13 protein-coding genes are annotated in these 15,053 nt (G+C 68.8%); 7 read left to right on the top strand and 6 right to left on the bottom strand.

Features of this window, described 5'->3' with window-relative positions:
- Positions 1-59: 59 nt before the first annotated feature.
- The 4 genes from FOZ70_RS03285 (at position 60) to FOZ70_RS03270 (ending at position 2,228) form a co-directional block, all read left to right on the top strand.
- Complete coding sequence (locus tag FOZ70_RS03285; RefSeq protein WP_059675882.1) at positions 60-590, top strand: hypothetical protein; 531 nt, start codon at positions 60-62, stop codon at positions 588-590.
- A 162-nt stretch (positions 591-752) separates the two neighbouring features.
- Positions 753-1,313 (top strand): DUF2975 domain-containing protein, encoded by a 561-nt coding sequence (locus FOZ70_RS03280; RefSeq protein WP_048022805.1) that lies wholly within the window; start codon positions 753-755, stop codon positions 1,311-1,313.
- An 8-nt stretch (positions 1,314-1,321) separates the two neighbouring features.
- Positions 1,322-1,546 carry a helix-turn-helix transcriptional regulator gene (locus tag FOZ70_RS03275; RefSeq protein ID WP_027787308.1) on the top strand — a complete coding sequence of 75 codons (225 nt, stop codon included), beginning with the start codon at positions 1,322-1,324 and terminating at the stop codon, positions 1,544-1,546.
- 25 nt (positions 1,547-1,571) lie between these two features.
- Entirely contained in the window at positions 1,572-2,228 is a 657-nt protein-coding gene (locus FOZ70_RS03270) for a hypothetical protein (protein ID WP_346656383.1), read from the top strand.
- A gap of 57 nt (positions 2,229-2,285) precedes the next feature.
- On the opposite strand, the gene FOZ70_RS03265 is transcribed toward FOZ70_RS03270, so the two are convergent.
- The 4 genes from FOZ70_RS03265 to FOZ70_RS03250 form a co-directional block, all read right to left on the bottom strand.
- Complete coding sequence (locus FOZ70_RS03265) at positions 2,286-3,314, bottom strand: MerR family transcriptional regulator (RefSeq protein ID WP_059488413.1); 1,029 nt, start codon at positions 3,312-3,314, stop codon at positions 2,286-2,288.
- A gap of 116 nt (positions 3,315-3,430) precedes the next feature.
- The gene (locus tag FOZ70_RS03260; protein WP_219704940.1) at positions 3,431-5,026 is read right to left on the bottom strand and encodes an efflux transporter outer membrane subunit; all 1,596 of its coding nucleotides are present in this window, start codon (positions 5,024-5,026) and stop codon (positions 3,431-3,433) included.
- A gap of 2 nt (positions 5,027-5,028) precedes the next feature.
- The gene (locus FOZ70_RS03255; protein WP_021160906.1) at positions 5,029-8,193 is read right to left on the bottom strand and encodes an efflux RND transporter permease subunit; all 3,165 of its coding nucleotides are present in this window, start codon (positions 8,191-8,193) and stop codon (positions 5,029-5,031) included.
- On the bottom strand, positions 8,190-9,299 hold the full coding sequence (locus FOZ70_RS03250; RefSeq protein ID WP_059710276.1) for an efflux RND transporter periplasmic adaptor subunit: 1,110 nt from the start codon (positions 9,297-9,299) through the stop codon (positions 8,190-8,192). Before FOZ70_RS03250 ends, FOZ70_RS03255 begins: the two co-directional genes overlap by 4 nt.
- Positions 9,300-9,484: 185 nt before the next feature.
- On the opposite strand from FOZ70_RS03250, the gene FOZ70_RS03245 reads away from it, so the two are divergent.
- Complete coding sequence (locus FOZ70_RS03245; protein WP_059816981.1) at positions 9,485-10,105, top strand: TetR family transcriptional regulator; 621 nt, start codon at positions 9,485-9,487, stop codon at positions 10,103-10,105.
- Positions 10,106-10,201: 96 nt separating this feature from the next.
- Here FOZ70_RS03245 and FOZ70_RS03240 read toward each other — a convergent pair whose 3' ends face one another.
- Together FOZ70_RS03240 and FOZ70_RS03235 are read right to left on the bottom strand one after the other, a co-directional pair.
- On the bottom strand, positions 10,202-11,935 hold the full coding sequence (locus FOZ70_RS03240) for a ClcB-like voltage-gated chloride channel protein (protein ID WP_219704960.1): 1,734 nt from the start codon (positions 11,933-11,935) through the stop codon (positions 10,202-10,204).
- Positions 11,936-12,038: 103 nt separating this feature from the next.
- Positions 12,039-13,106 carry a YeiH family protein gene (locus FOZ70_RS03235; RefSeq protein ID WP_048022797.1) on the bottom strand — a complete coding sequence of 356 codons (1,068 nt, stop codon included), beginning with the start codon at positions 13,104-13,106 and terminating at the stop codon, positions 12,039-12,041.
- 112 nt (positions 13,107-13,218) lie between these two features.
- Here FOZ70_RS03235 and FOZ70_RS03230 point away from each other — a divergent pair, with 112 nt between their 5' ends.
- A complete protein-coding gene (locus FOZ70_RS03230) occupies positions 13,219-14,112 on the top strand; it encodes a LysR family transcriptional regulator (protein ID WP_021160912.1) in 894 nt (297 codons plus the stop codon).
- A 173-nt stretch (positions 14,113-14,285) separates the two neighbouring features.
- A complete protein-coding gene (locus tag FOZ70_RS03225; protein ID WP_219704939.1) occupies positions 14,286-15,050 on the top strand; it encodes a sugar phosphate isomerase/epimerase in 765 nt (254 codons plus the stop codon).
- Positions 15,051-15,053: the final 3 nt, after the last annotated feature.

Genomic DNA, 15,053 nt, shown 5'->3' with positions numbered 1-15,053 from the left:
TGGCAGAGGCACGCGGCTGTGTCGATAATGGCGCGTTCGATCCCGCTTCCACCTCGCCGATGAAGAGACACTTCCTTTCGCCTTGCCTGTTTCTGGCCGCCACTGCGCTGTGCAACCTGGCGCAGGCCGCCACCGAATACACATGGACCGATGCGGCCGGCGCACATGCGGTGACGCTCGCACGCACCGCGTCCGGCGACGACCTCGAGCTCAAGGTCGCCGCGACGCTCGACGGCCGGCCCGACTGGACCGTGCGCGACTACGTGAAGGCATGCCCGGTCGACGTGATTCTCGACGTCGTGCCCGCGTCGATCGAGATGCGCGACCTGCTCGGCAACGGCCGCAAGCAGTTTCTGTTCGCGTACAGGATCGGCTGCCGCGGCGACGTCAGCGCCGACCAGGTCAAGTACTTCCTGATCGACCAGGGCACGAAGTACGTGCTGCGCGGCGAGGAAACCGTCACGGTCAACGGCAAGTTCATGGACGGCGGCGCGGCGCCCGTGCCGAATGCGGACCTGAAAGCCCGACCCGCGTTTCTGCGCTACATGACGAAGCGCTGGCACGCGATCAGCGCGCACGACTACCGATAGGCGCGCCCGGCGCTCGTGACGGCGCGTGCGACTCACGCCTGTCGGGGGTGAGTCGAACCGGTCGAACAATAAGAAATCATGGTGCAACGGCAATAAATTATCGTTTCACGATAATTTTGGACGTACAATCGACGCTCGTTCATTCGTCGTCGAGGACACGTCATGCATTCCGATCGTATCGCCCGTATCAGCCAGCAGATGGCCACCGTCACGCTGTGGTTCATCGTCGGCATGCTGGTGCTCAACGCCGCGTGCTGGGCGTTCCCGTCGCTGAACGCGGCGTCGGGGCCCGGCCTCGTATTCGGCCTCACCGATTCGGTGATCTCGAACCTGCACGTCGATGTCGCCGCGTTCCCGTGGTGGCAGAAGGCGGTCGGCATCCTGCTGTCGAGCGTGCCGCTGATCGCGCTCGCGAACGGCCTGCGTCATCTGCGTGCGCTGTTCCGCACCTACGCGCGCCGCGACTATTTCTCCGCGCAAGCGGCCGGCCATCTCGGCAAGACGGGCCGTGCGATCGGGATGTGGGTGTTGCTGAGCCTGCTGTGCGAACCGCTCCTGAGCGTGTGGGCGACGCTGCGCGAACCGGTCGGCCATCGCGTGGTCAGCATCGGTTTCAGCCTGCCGTACGTGGTCGCGCTGTTCACCGCGGCCTGCATCGCGGTCATCGCGCATATCCTCCGGCAGGCGAGCGAACTCGATGCCGAACATCGGCAGTTCGTCTGAGGCGCGCCATGTCGATCGTGGTCAAGCTCGATGTGATGCTCGCGACGCGCAAGGTCCGCTCGAAGGATCTCGCGGCGGCGGTCGGCATCACCGAACAGAATCTGTCGCTGCTCAAGCAAGGGAAGGTCAAGGGCATCCGTTTCGCGACGCTCGAGGCGATCTGCCGTTATCTCGACTGCCAGCCCGGCGACCTGCTCGCGTTCAGCGATGACGGTGTCGGCGAGCCGGACTGACGCATCGCCCTCGCGGCTTGCCGGCGTGGCGGGGCGACGCCGGCCGCGCATCGTCGCGCTGGCTGTCGTCGCGTCCGTATCGATTCACCTGCTCGGATGGTTCGTGCTGCAGCGGGCGTCGACGGTGGCCGGCCCGAACGCCGGGGCGCGGCCCCGGCTCGCGCTGCGCGTCGAGCTGATTCCCGCGCGGCCGGTGCCCGTGGCGGGTGTGCCTGACGCCGGGCGAACCGGGCCCGCCGCGAGTGGGCGCGGTGCCGAGGGCGCCGTGTCATCGACGAAACGATCCGCCGCGGTTGCGGTGTCGCGCATGACGACGCGGCCGTCTTCGAATACGGAGGGCGTTTCGCATCGGCAAGGTGAAACGCGTGCCGGTGCAATCGCGACCCGACGTGAACCCCTTCCCGAGCCCGCACCAGGCCCCGATCTCGACTGGCGCCGCGATCTGGACGCGATCGGCTCGCGGCATGCGGCGGCGCGCAGTCCGGCGCAGGCGGCGGTCGGGGCATTGGGCGCGTCGTCCGGCGGCGTGGCCGCGCGCCGTGACAGCGTCGACGCGAGGCTGGCCGACGGCGTGTCGAATGCCCGTCGCACCGACTGCCGTCACGCGTATTCACACGCGGGCCTGCTGGCATTGCCGATGCTCGCGCTGGATGCGGTGCGCGACACGGGCTGCAAATGGTGAAACGGGCGGCACGCGGGAAACCCGCGTGCCGCCCGCACCTTCATGCGCTCAACGCGTTCAGCGCGCGGGCGCAAGCTGTGCCATCGCCTCCCGCACGAAACCGATCAGCGTGTCGTCGGCCCACGTATCCTGCGTCAGTGCAGGCTCGTTCATCATCGCCGCGCGGAATTTCGCGTGCGTGGCCGGATCGTGGCCGGCATAGCTGCAGAACAGCTCGAGCCAGCGCTGCGCAAGCGCGCGGCCTTCCGGCGAAGCAGGTCGGGTACCCGCATCGATCGCGTCGCGCACGTCGCCCATCAGTTGCGGCCATTCCATCGCGCGTTCGCCGTAGTGCGCGCGCATGAAGCGGATCTCGTCCGGCGCGAGATACTTCTCGAAGATCCGCATCTTGTTTTCGGACGACGCACGCAGCACATAGTCGCGCAGCGCGGTCGAAATGCCGATCTTCGACTGCATCGCCGGTTCGTGCTCGTGCATCAGGTTCAGCTTCGCCAGCAGCCGCGGGTCGTTGTTCGTGTCGCGCACGAGCAGCGTCATCCAGCGACTGGCGAGCGCACGGGGGCGTTCGTCCTCGGCGGGTACGCCCGCGTCGTGCAGCGCGCGCACTTCGTCGACGAGTGCGATCCATTCGGCGTCGCCCGCCTGGCTTTTCTGGTACATCGGCAGGCGCGCGAGTTCTTCCTCGGAAAAATACTTGTCGTACACGGTCATCAACTCCAGTGTGGTGAGCCAATCGGCCAGCTCCGGCTCCGTGCCCGCGGCGAGCTGCGCATGCAGGCTCACGAGGCGCTCGCGCAGCTGCGCGGTCTGCGCGAGCTGACGGTCGAGCAGCGCGATCTGCTTCGCGACGAGATCGACGAGCGGCGTGCCGGGCTGGTTCAGGTGGTCGCCGATTTCGGTGAGCGACAGGCCGAAGCGACGCAGCGCCTGGATCTGGTGGAGCCGGGCGATGTCGTGGCGGTCGTACAGCCGGTAGCCGTTGTCGGCGCGCGCCGAAGGCGTCAGCAGACCGATCGCGTGATAGTGATGAAGCGTGCGGACGGTCAGCCCGCTGCGTTTCGCCAGTTCTCCCACTTTCAGTCGCATTCGTTCCTCCGTTCGGTACGCGCACTGGAGTCTCGAACGTTACGCTACGTGAGGGTCAAGCGGAAGATGGGGGGGCGTGCGCGCGGGATTCCGCGCGCACGCGATGGCGGGCCGGCTTATTGCGGTGAAGGCGGCGTCTCGGTGGCGGCAGTATCGGCGGTGGCGGCGGTGGCGGCGCGCTCTTGCTGGCCGGTTGCGCCGTCGCCGTCGCCGGCGGCGTTGCCGGCCTTGCCGGACGGCCCGCCCTTGTCGACCGGCGGCGTGCCCATCGCCTGGTAGAGCCGCGCGGTATCCGCGAACCGCGCGCCGGTCGCGCGGATCTCGTCGAGCCGTGCATTGCGATACTGCAGCTCGCTGGCGCGCGCGGCCGACGGCGGCAGCGCGCCGAGCCGCACGCGGGCCGCCGCGTCGTCGTACGCGCCCCGCGCGGACAGCGCGGCGCGCGACGACGCGTCGAGCGCTTCCGCATCGTGCTCGAGCGCCGCGAGCGAATCGGCGACGTTCTGGAACGCGCCGAGCACGGCCTGCTTGTACTGGTCGACGGCGGCCTCGTAAGTCGCCTTCGCCGCGCGGCGCTGGGCAAGCAGCGCGCCGCCGTGGAAGATCGGCTGGCTCAGCGACGCGCCGACGTTCCAGATCGCGCCGGCGCCCGACAGCATCGCCGGCCAGCTGAAGCCGCCTTTGCCCATCGCCGCTGACAGCGACAGTTGCGGAAACATCTGCGCGGTCGCGAGGCCGACTTCGGCCGCGGCCGCCTTCAGCCCCGCGTCGGCGGCCTGGATGTCCGGGCGGCTTTGCAGCAGGTCCGACGGCACGACGACGGGCACCTGTTCGGGCAGGTGCAGATCGGCGAGCGTGAGATCGGCCGGCGGCCGGTCGGGCGTGCGGCCGACCAGCACCGCGAGCGCATGGCGGGCCGAGTCGCGCTGCTGGCGCAGCGCGGGCAGGCTCGCCGCGAACGTGTCGGCGCTTTGCCGCGCGTTCAGCGCGTCGCTGCGCGAGGCGGAACCGAGTGCGTAGCGGCGTTCGGCATCGTGCGCCTGGTCGTTGGCGAGGGCGACGAGCCGCTCGGTCGTGTTGATCTGCGCATTCAGCACCGACACCGTGATCGATGCGGTGACGATGTTCGCGGCCAGCGCGCGCCGCGCGGATTCGAGCTGGAACGCGCTGACGTCGACGCGTCGCGCCAGCGCGCGGTTCGCGAAACGCGACGCGCCGAACAGGTCGATCGTGTAGCTCGCCTGCAGCTGGCCGACGAACGTGTCGTACAGCAGCGTCGGCGCGCCGAGCGCGGGGATCGGCACGCCGAGCGCACGCTGGCGCGTGGCCTGTCCGCCGGCGTCGATCGACGGCAGCATCGAGCTGCCGATCTGCCCGCGCAGCTGTTCGCGCGCGGCATCGAGCGAGTGCGATGCCGCACTGAGCGTCGGGCTGTTGCGCAGCCCTTCGTCGACGAGCGCGTTCAGCGCATCGGAGCGGTACTGCTTCCACCAGTCGGGCACCGGCTGTGCGCCGACCTCGAACTGCTGCGCGACGCCTTGCGCGGACACGGTCTGCTGCACTTGCGGCGTGGTGCCGTAGTGCGCGGGCGACGGCATCGCGGGCGGCTCGCCGCTCGGCGCGAACCAGGCGCAGCCCGCGAGCGGGCCGGCGAGGCTCGCGACGGCGAGTGCCCGCACGGCTTTCGTTTTCAGGTTCATCGATCGATCCATGGTCAGGCTCCCGACGGTGCGGCCGGCGTGCTGCCGCCGGGCGGCGGGCCGTTCTGCGGGTCGCGTTCGTCGCGCTTCACGCGGAACCACGTCGCATACAGCGCGGGCAGGTAGAACAGCGTCAGCACGGTCGCGCTCGTGATGCCGCCCATCAACGCGGTCGCCATCGGCCCGAAGAAGTTCGAGCGCAACAGCGGGATCAGCGCGAGCACGGCGGCCGCGGCCGTCAGCGTGATCGGGCGGAACCGCCGCACGGTCGCGCCGATGATCGCGTCGACGCGGCCGTGGCCGGCGGCGATGTCCTGTTCGATCTGGTCGACGAGGATCACCGAGTTGCGCATGATGATCCCGAACATCGCGATCACGCCGAGCATCGCGACGAAGCCGAACGGCTGGCCGAACATCAGCAGCGTGGCGACCACGCCGATCAGCCCGAGCGGCGCGGTCAGCACGACCATCAGCACGCGCGAGAAGCTCTGCAGCTGGATCATCAGCAGCGTGAACACGGCGATCGCCATCAGCGGCATCTGCGCATTGATCGATTTCTGCGCCTTCGCGCTTTCCTCGACCGAGCCGCCGATGTTGATCTGGTAGCCGACCGGCAACTGCGCGCGCAATGCGTTCAGCTTCGCGTCGACCGCATGCGTGACGTCGATGCCCTGCGCGCCGGCGCGTACGTCCGACTGCACGGTGATGGTCGGCTGGCGGTCGCGCTCCCACACGACGCCGTATTCGAGCGTCGGCTTGAAGCGGCCGAGCGAGCCGAGCGGCACCGGGCCGTTCGGGGTCGGCAGCGCGAGGCCGGCGAGCTTCGCGGGGTCGACGCGATCGGCCTTCGGCGCGCGCAGGTCGACCGCGATCAGCTTGTCGCGTTCGCGGTACTGCGTGACGGTCGTGCCGGACAGCGTCATCGCGAGGAAGCTCGACACGTCCTGCGACGTGACGTTCAGTTCGCGCGCCTTCTTCTGGTCGATCTCGAAGCGCACCGAGCGCTCGGCCGGCTCGTCCCAGTCGAACTGCACGTTGACCGTGCGCGCGTCGCCGCGCATCGTCGCCGCGACCTTCTCGGCGATCGAGCGGACCGTCGCGATGCTGTCGCCGCTCACGCGGAACTGCACCGGGTAGCCAACCGGCGGGCCGTTCTCGAGCCGCGACAGCCGCCAGCGCACGGCCGGGAACTGCTCGCGCAGCGTGGTTTCGAGCCAGGTCGCGAGCTTCTCGCGATCCTTCACCGATTTCGCGGTGATCACGAACTGCGCGAAGTTCGGCAACTGAAGCTGCTGGTCGAGCGGCAGGTAGAAGCGCGGCGCGCCGCTGCCGACGAAGCTCACCGAATGATCGATCTCGGGGCGCTTGTCGATCACTTTCTCGAGGCGCTCGGTCTCGCGCAGCGTCGCCGCGAACGACGCGCCTTCGGGCAGCCGCAGGTCGACGAGCAGCTCGGGGCGATCGGAACTCGGGAAGAACTGCTGCGGCACGAGCGAAAAGCCCATCATTGCCACGACGAACAGGGCGCCCGTGATCAGCAGCACGACGAAGCGCCGCTCGATGCACCAGTCGATCCAGCCGCGCAGGCGGCGGTAGAAGCGCGTGTCGTAGATGTCGTGCTCGTGATCGTCGGGCAGGTGCGCCTCGTGCGCCTGCCGCTTGCGCTCGGGCAGCATGTGGTAGCCGAGCAGCGGAATCAGCACGACGGCCGCGAACCACGATGCGATCAGCGCGATGGCCGACACCTCGAAGATCGAGCGCGTGTATTCGCCGGTGCTCGATTTCGCGAGCGCGATCGGCAGGAAGCCCGACACGGTGACGAGCGTGCCGGTCAGCATCGGGAACGCGGTGCTCGTATAGGCGAACGCGGCGGCGCGTGCGCGGGTGTAGCCCTGTTCGAGCTTCACGGCCATCATCTCGACCGCGATGATCGCGTCGTCGACGAGCAGCCCGAGCGCGAGCACGAGCGTGCCGAGCGACACCTTGTGCAGCCCGATGTCGAACAGGTACATGAAGAGGGCGGTGACCGCGAGCACGACCGGAATCGAGATCACGACCACCATCCCGGTGCGCAGGCCGAGCGACACGAGGCTCACGACCAGCACGATCGCGACCGCTTCGGCGACGGCTTCGAGGAAATCGTCCACCGAATGCGCGACCGCGTGCGGCATGCTCGACACCTCGACCAGCTTGAGTCCGGCCGGCAGTTGCGCCTGCAGGTCCTTCGATTCGGCGTCGAGCGCCTTGCCGAGGCGGATCACGTCGCCGCCCGGCTGCATCGTCACGCCGATGCCGAGCACGGCCTTGCCGGCCGAACCTGGACCGGCCGCGCGCATCTGCGTGACGACCGGGTCGTCGTAGCCGCGCTTCACGGTCGCGAGATCACCGAGCCGGAACGTGCGGCCGTTGATGCGGATCAGCGTATCGGCGATCGCATTGACGTTGTCGAACTGGCCGCTCGGCCGCACGAACACGCGATCGTCGGCGGTCGTCAGTACACCGGCCGACGAGATGTCGTTCTGCGCGTTGATTGCCTGGCCGAGCTGCTGCGGCGAGATGCCGAGGCGCGTGAGCTGCGCGTTGTTCACCTCGATGAAGATCCGCTGGTCGGGGTCGCCGAAATAGTCGACCTTGCCGACGCCCGGCACGCGCAGCAGCACGGTGCGTAGCTGATCGGCGTAGTCGTGCAGTTGCGCGGGCGTGAAGCCGTCGCCCTCGAGCGTCCAGATGTTGGTGTAGACGTCGCCGAATTCGTCGTTGAAGAACGGGCCCTGCACGCCGGGCGGCAGCGTATAGCCGATGTCGCCGACCTTCTTGCGGATCTGGTACCAGGTCTCAGGCACGTCCTTCACGGGCGCCGAATCCTTCATCGTGAAGAAGATCAGCGATTCGCCGGGGCGCGAATAGCTGCGCAGGAAGTCGATGGCCGGCGTTTCCTGCAGCTTGCGGCCGATCCGGTCGGTCACCTGTTCCTGCACCTGCCGCGCAGTCGCGCCGGGCCAGAACGTGCGGATCACCATCACGCGGAACGTGAACGGCGGATCTTCGGACTGCGCGAGCCGCGTGTACGCGAGGATGCCCGCGAGCGTCGCGAGCGCGATCAGGTAGACGACGAGCGCCTGGTGGCGCAGCGCCCATGCAGACAGGTTGAACCGGCCTTCTTCGTGCGGAGTGCTCACGATGCGAAGTCCTCCGGATGCAGCGGCGCGATCGCGCGTACCTTCTCGCCCGCGCTGACCGTGTGCACGCCCTGCAACACGACGCGTTCGCCGGGCTGCAGCCCGTGCGACACCGTCACCGTGCGCTCGTTGAAGCGCGCGACGTCGACGCGGCGCAGCTCGAGCGTGTCGTCCTTCGTGCGCACGACCCACACGGCCGGCTGCGCGCCGTCATGGAACAGCGCGGTCGCGGGCAGCGTGATCGACGGCGCGTCGCCGGCGGCCGGTGCGCCGTCGAACGCGACGCTGGCCGTCATCCCGAGCCGGATCGCCGGATCGGGCGCGGCGAGCGTGAGCTTCACGCGATACGTGCGGCTTTGCGGATCGGCGGCCGGCGCGATTTCGCGCACCTTCGCCGCGAACTGGCGACCGGGCAGCGACGGCAGCGTGACGCTGGCCGCGTGGCCGGGCGTGAGCGATGCAAGCGCGGCTTCGGGCACGTCGCTGACGACGTCGACGTCGCCGGACCACGCGAGCTGGTAGACGGGCTGGCCGGCCGACACGTTCTGGCCGGTGTCGGCCTGTTCGGCGGTGATGTAGCCCGCGTGATCGGCGACGAGCGTCGCGTAGCGAAGCTGGTTCCGGGCGAGCGCGAGCTGCTGCTGCGCCTGGTCGCGCTGCGCGAGCGCCGACGTGTAGCTGTTCTCGGTCTGTTCGAGCTGGGCGGTCGCGATCAGGTTTTCGCGCGCCTGTGCGCGGTCGCGGTCGAGCTGCTGCTTCGCGAACGCGAGGCTGTGCGTCGCGGCGTCGAGTTGCGCCTGCGCGCTCGCGGCGTTCTTCTCGACGTCGGATGGATCGAGCAGCGCGACGACCTGGCCGACCTTGACCGTATCGCCGAGACGCACCTTGCGCTCGATGATCTTGCCGGCGATGCGGAACGACAGCGGGGTGGCATAACGCGGCTGGATCTCGCCGGGGAGCGTGCGGGCGACCGCGGCGTCGTCGGCATGCGCGGGCAGTGCGACGACGGGGCGCGGGGCGGGCGGCGCGGATTCTTTTGGATGACAGGCGGCGAGGACGAGCGCGGTGCCGACCAGCAGCACGGCGCGGGAACCGGAGCGATTCACGAAACCCCCAAGTGAGGTGAGAGCGAGAGCGGAACGAAGCCGGCAAGCGCGACCTGCGCTTGCCCCGAGCGGCGCCGACAGAGGCGCGCGGACAGCATTTTCAGAAACTGTGGCGAATTCTAATACACACCTGTATCTGAGTGCAAAGATGAATTTGAAAGGGAATCGATGCTAGACTGCGCGCCATGAAACCACAGCGCTTAACCCGCGAGCAGAGCAGGGATCAGACGCGCGAACGTCTGCTGAATGCCGCGCATCGCATTTTTCTGAAGAAAGGCTTTGTGGCCGCGAGCGTCGAGGACATCGCGGCCGCGGCCGGCTATACGCGCGGCGCGTTCTACTCGAATTTCCGCAGCAAGTCGGAACTCCTGCTGGAGTTGCTGGAGCGCAACCATGCGCAGGTGCAGGCCGATTTCCAGGCGATCTTCGACGAGGGCGGGTCGCGCGAACAGATGGAATCGATGACGCTCGCGCATTACCGCACGCTGTTCGCCGACGACGAATTCTCGTTGCTGTGGGGCGAGGCGAAGCTGCAGGCCGCGCGCGACGCGAAGTTCCGCGTGCGCTTCAACCAGTTCCTGCACGCCAAGCGCGTGCAGATGGCCGAATTCATCCGGCGCTTCTCCGAGCGCTCCGGCACGCCGCTGCTGTTGCCGGCGGAGACGCTCGCGTTCGGGCTGATGTGCCTGTGCGACGGCGTGCAGTCGTATTACGCGGCCGATCCGCAGCACGTGCCGGCCGACGTGGCCGAGTCGGTGCTCGCCGGGTTCTTCGCGCGTGTCGTGCTCGGGCGCGCGCCCGACTGACGCGGCAGCGGATTCGTCGTGCCGCGTGCGATGCGCGGCAAAGGCGGGGTGCGATGAAGCATGCGGCATGCGCCGCGCCTCATCGCGTCGTGCGAATCAGCGCTCGCCGGTCATCCGCCGGTACGCGTCGAGCAGCGACGTCTTGTAGACCACCCCGGCGAGCGTCGGCTCGGCTTCGCTTTCGATCACCGGCAGGCGTTCGCCCTGGAACGCCATGAAGCGTTCGAGCGCGGTGGCGAGCGGCATGTCGGGCGTCAGGAGCGGAAACGGCGTGTGCGCGTAATGCGCGGCCGTCTTGTCGGTCGTGTCGCGCTTGTCGAGCAGGTCCGACGTGATGTCCTTCAGCGCGACCGCGCCGCGAAAGCGCCCGGCATCATCGGTGACGTACAGGTACTTCACCGGATACTCGAGAAACACGCGCGTCATGTCGGCGACGCTCGCCGTGAGCGGCACGACCGTCTGCGCGGGCTGGATCAGCTCGCGCATCTGCGTGGTGCGCAGCCGCAGCTTCTCCTGCGCGTCCTGGTAATGGTGTTGCGTGATCTCGTACATCGACGTCGTGCCGGTCGCGCGCGCGACGAAATACGCGAATACGCACGACACCAGCAGCGGCAACACGACCTGATAACTCAGCGTCATCTCGAAGATCATCAGGATCGCCATCAGCGGCGCCTGCGTGGCGCCCGCCATGAACGCACCCATCCCGACGATCGCGTACGCGAAGTACGCCGACGTATGGCCGGGCCACAGTGCTTCCATCGCGAGCCCGAACAGCGAACCGAACACCGCGCCGACGAACAGCGTCGGCGTGAACACGCCGCCGATCGCACCCGAGCCGACCGTGGCCGAGGTCGCGATGACCTTGAACACGAGCACCGCGACCAGCGCCTGCCAGGTCCATGGCGAATGCAGGATCTGGTTGACGACGCTATAGCCGTTGCCCCACACGTCCGGCGTCCACACCGAGATCACGCCGACGACGAGGCCGCCGAGCGCGAGCCGCACCGGCAGCGGCACCGGCAGCCGCTTGAACTGGTTCTTCGACGCGTCGAGCAGGTGCAGGAACTGCGGCGCGAGCACGCCGCACAGCGCGCCGAGCACGACGAACAGCAGCACCTCGGGGCCGGTGACGGCCGGAAACACCGGCATCTCGTACGGCGGCTTGTAGCCGGCGAATTCGCGCATCACGATGTTCGCGACGACCGACGCAACGACCATCGGGCCGAAGCTCTCCATCGCGATCGTGCCGAGCACGATTTCCGACACGAAGAACGCGCCGGCGATCGGCGCGTTGTAGGCGGACGTGATGCCGGCGGCGGCCCCGCAGGCGACCAGCAGGCGCAGGCGCGGCGGGTCGAAATGCACGAAGCGGCCGACGAGCGACGCGGCGAGCGCCGCGAGCTGCACCATCGGGCCTTCGCGGCCGATCGAGCCGCCGGTGCCGATCGTCAGCAGCGACGACACGCTGCGCCACAGGCTCTGCCGTACCGGCACGACGCCGTTGCCGAGCGCGACCGATTCCATGTAGTCGGTATTGCCCGTCTTCTTGTCGCCGCGCGTCGCGAGCAGCAGCACGCAGCCGGCGAGGAAGCCGCCCGCGGCCGGCATCCAGAACCGCACGTACCACGGCAGGCGTTTCGCCATCTGCACGAAGCTGCCGCTTTGCCCGGAGATCAGGTGCTGCATCAGGTCGATGCCTTCGCGGAACGCCATCGTGGCAAAGGCGCCGCCGACGCCGACGATGGCCGACCAGATCAGCATCGTATGGGCGTCCGACAGGCGGAACAGCTTTTGGGCGCGAGTGCGCAGCTTCAGCAGGAACGAGAGCACGGCTGAAAGAGGGCGAAGGAAAACGACGCGAAGCATAGCACTGCGCCGCGCCCGCGGGACCATCCCGGCGGGCGCGGCGCGCGACGTGTCACGGGCGGGCAACTCAGCCAAGCCAGTGCTGCACGGCCCACGTGATCCCGTAGCCGCCGGCGATCAGCCACACGTACAGGATCAGGCCGGTCATCAGCGCGCGCGGGCCGGCGGCGCGGATCTGCGCGACGCGGGTTTCGATGCCGAGCGCGGTCATGGCCATCGTCAGCGCGAAGGTGTCGAGCACGTTCAGCGTGTGCGTGACGTCCGTCGGCAGCACGTTCAGCGAATTGACGATCACGAAGCCGAGGAAACCGAGCGCGAACCAGGGTACCGCCACCTTGCGCTTGCCTTGCGCGCCGCCGGCCGTTGCGCGGGCCGAGCGGGCGAGCCACCAGCCGAGCACCAGCAGCACCGGCACCAGCAGCATCACGCGCGTCATCTTGACGATCGTCGCGATGTGCGCGACCTGCGGGCTGATGTCGCTCGCCGCGCCGACCACCTGCGCGACCTCGTGGATCGTGCCGCCGAAGAACAGGCCCAGGCCGGCCGGGTCGAGGTTCAGCAGACCGGCGTGATAGGCGATCGGGTACAGGAACATCGACAGCGTGCCGAACAGCACGACGCTGCCCACGGCCATCGCGCTCTGGTGCGGCTTCGACTGCAGCGTCGACTCGAACGCGAGTACGGCGGCCGCGCCGCAGATCGCGCTGCCGGCGGCGGTCAGCAGCGCGGAATCGCGGTCGAGCTTCATCAGCTTCATGCCCGCCCAGGTGCCGATCGCGAGCGTGCTGACGACGACGAGGACCGACACCGTCAGGCCCGGCAGCCCGACCTGCGCGATTTCCTGCAGGCTCACGCGCAACCCGAAGAACGCGACCGCGATGCGCAGCAGCTTGCGCGCGGAGAAATTGACGCCGGCCGCCCAGCTGGCCGGCATGCCGTCGCGCAGCGCGTTGCCGTACAGCGCACCGGCGACGATGCCGACGATCAGCGGCGACAGGCCGAGCCCCGCGATCGCGGGAAGCTGGGACAGGCTCGTGACGGCGGCGGCGAACAGCGCGACGAACAGCACGCCGTTCAACTGGCCGCGCATCGACGGCGCGGCATGGTTGAGATGGGGAGTCGGGGCAGTGGACATGGAAGCACCGTGATGGAGCGTGTTGCGATGGTGTAATCCTAATTTCGTTATATCGATATGAAAAATTGTGATTTGTGACGTAAACTATCCGGAAAGCCGATAATTTGTCCCCATGACCCCGGATCAACTGATAACGTTCGCCGCCGTCGCCGAACACCTGAACATCAGCCACGCCGCCGTGGCGCTGCATCTGTCGCAGCCGGCCGTGTCGGGCCAGTTGCGGCTGCTGCAGGACGAATTCGGCGAGCCGCTGTACCAGCGCGAAGGGCGCGGCATCCGCCTGACGCCGGTCGGCGAACAGCTCGCGCAGTACGCGAAGGCGCAACGCGACACATTCGCGCAGGCGCGCGCGTTTCGCGACGCGGTGCGCGGCCTGGAAGCCGGCACGCTGCGCATCGGCGCGAGCACGACACCCGCGAGCTACCTGTTGCCTTACCTGATCGCGGCGTTCCAGCCGCGCGCCCCGCGCGTGGCGATCCACACGATGAGCGGCAATACGGCCGACGTGGTCGCGGCGCTGCCGTCGCTCGACATCGCGATGATCGAAGGGCCGCCCGGCGAGGCGCTGCCGCCGGGCACCGCGGTGCACGCGTGGCGCGAGGACGAGATCGTCGCGATCGTGCCGACCGGGCATCCGCTGGCCGCGCCCGAATACGCGCCGGGCGTCACGCTCGACGCGCTGGCGGCCCATCCGCTCGTCCTGCGCGAGGCGGGCTCCGCCGTGCGGCAACTCGTCGAGCGCGCGTTCGCGCAAGGCGCGGCGCCGATGCGGGTCGCATTCGAGATCGCGGGTGTCGAGGCCGTGAAGGAAGCCGTGCGTGCCGGGATGGGCGTCGGGTTCGTGTCCGCGATGTCGCTGCGTCACGACGATGCCGCGCTCGTCCTGCGCTCGCTCGCGCCCGCGCCGCTCACGCGTCATTTCTCCATCCTCGTGCCGCACGGCGGCGCGCCGTCCCGGGTCGCCGCACAATTCCTCGACATGAGCCTCGCGCACGATATCGCCTGAACCTCGCCCGAACGGCCGAAGCCGGCCCGGGCATGCATGATGCGTGCCGTCGGACCGTGCGTCCGCGCGATGCCCCAACTTAGGGATTTCCTCTATGGCGTGGGTTCGAGGCGAAGCGCACCATCCGTCTCAAGCAGATGGAACCGGTTCCATTCCGGGGAAAAGAGGGCTAAATGATAGACATCGTGATCGTGGCGAGCGCATTCGGGATGGACCGCGTGCGTCAGGAGGGCCACGGCGCATTCGTCGCGACCGCGGCGGCATCGGGTGCGACCGGTTTCGAGGTGCGGCGCGAACTGTTCGCGTCGGAAGCGGACGTCGCACCCGGCGCGCTCGCCGCGCTGGGTGCGCTACTGGCCGGCCACGGGCTGTGGTCGGTCTATTCGACGCCGGCCAACCTGTACACGGAAACGGGCGCGCTCGATGCGGACGCATTGCGCGGCGCGCTCGCGGAAGCCGACGCGCTCGGCGCGCGCTTCGTGAAATTCCAGCTCGGCGGCTTCGCCGGCGACGCGCACGCGGCCGACATCGTCGCGCTGTCGCGCGGCGCGAAGGCCCGCGTGGTGGTCGAGAACGGCCAGCTTCCGGTCGGCGGCGCGCTCGCGCAGTTCCGCGGGCTGTTCGATGCATTGGCCGCCGCGGGCATGCCCGATGCGCTCGGGATGACGTTCGACATCGGCAACTGGCAGTGGCCCGGCGAGGCGCCGCTTGATTGCGCGCAAGTGCTCGCATCCCATGTGGAATACATTCACTGCAAGGCCGTCGAGGGCGAGGGCGCGCGCCGTTTCGCCGCCGCGCCGGCGCCGAACGACCCGCTCGTGACCGGCGTGCTCGCGGTGCTGCCGCAGCAGGCGCCGCGCGGCATCGAGTTTCCGTTCGACGCGACCGACCTGGCGGGCGATGCGTGCCGGCGTGTCGCGTGGCTCGCAACCGCGTGACGG

The sequence above is a fragment of the Burkholderia sp. COPS genome (assembly GCF_019425585.1).
Classification (GTDB): Bacteria; Pseudomonadota; Gammaproteobacteria; order Burkholderiales; family Burkholderiaceae; genus Burkholderia; species Burkholderia cepacia.
Note: the sequence above shows the minus strand (reverse complement) of the source record. Positions and strands in the feature narration are given on the sequence as shown.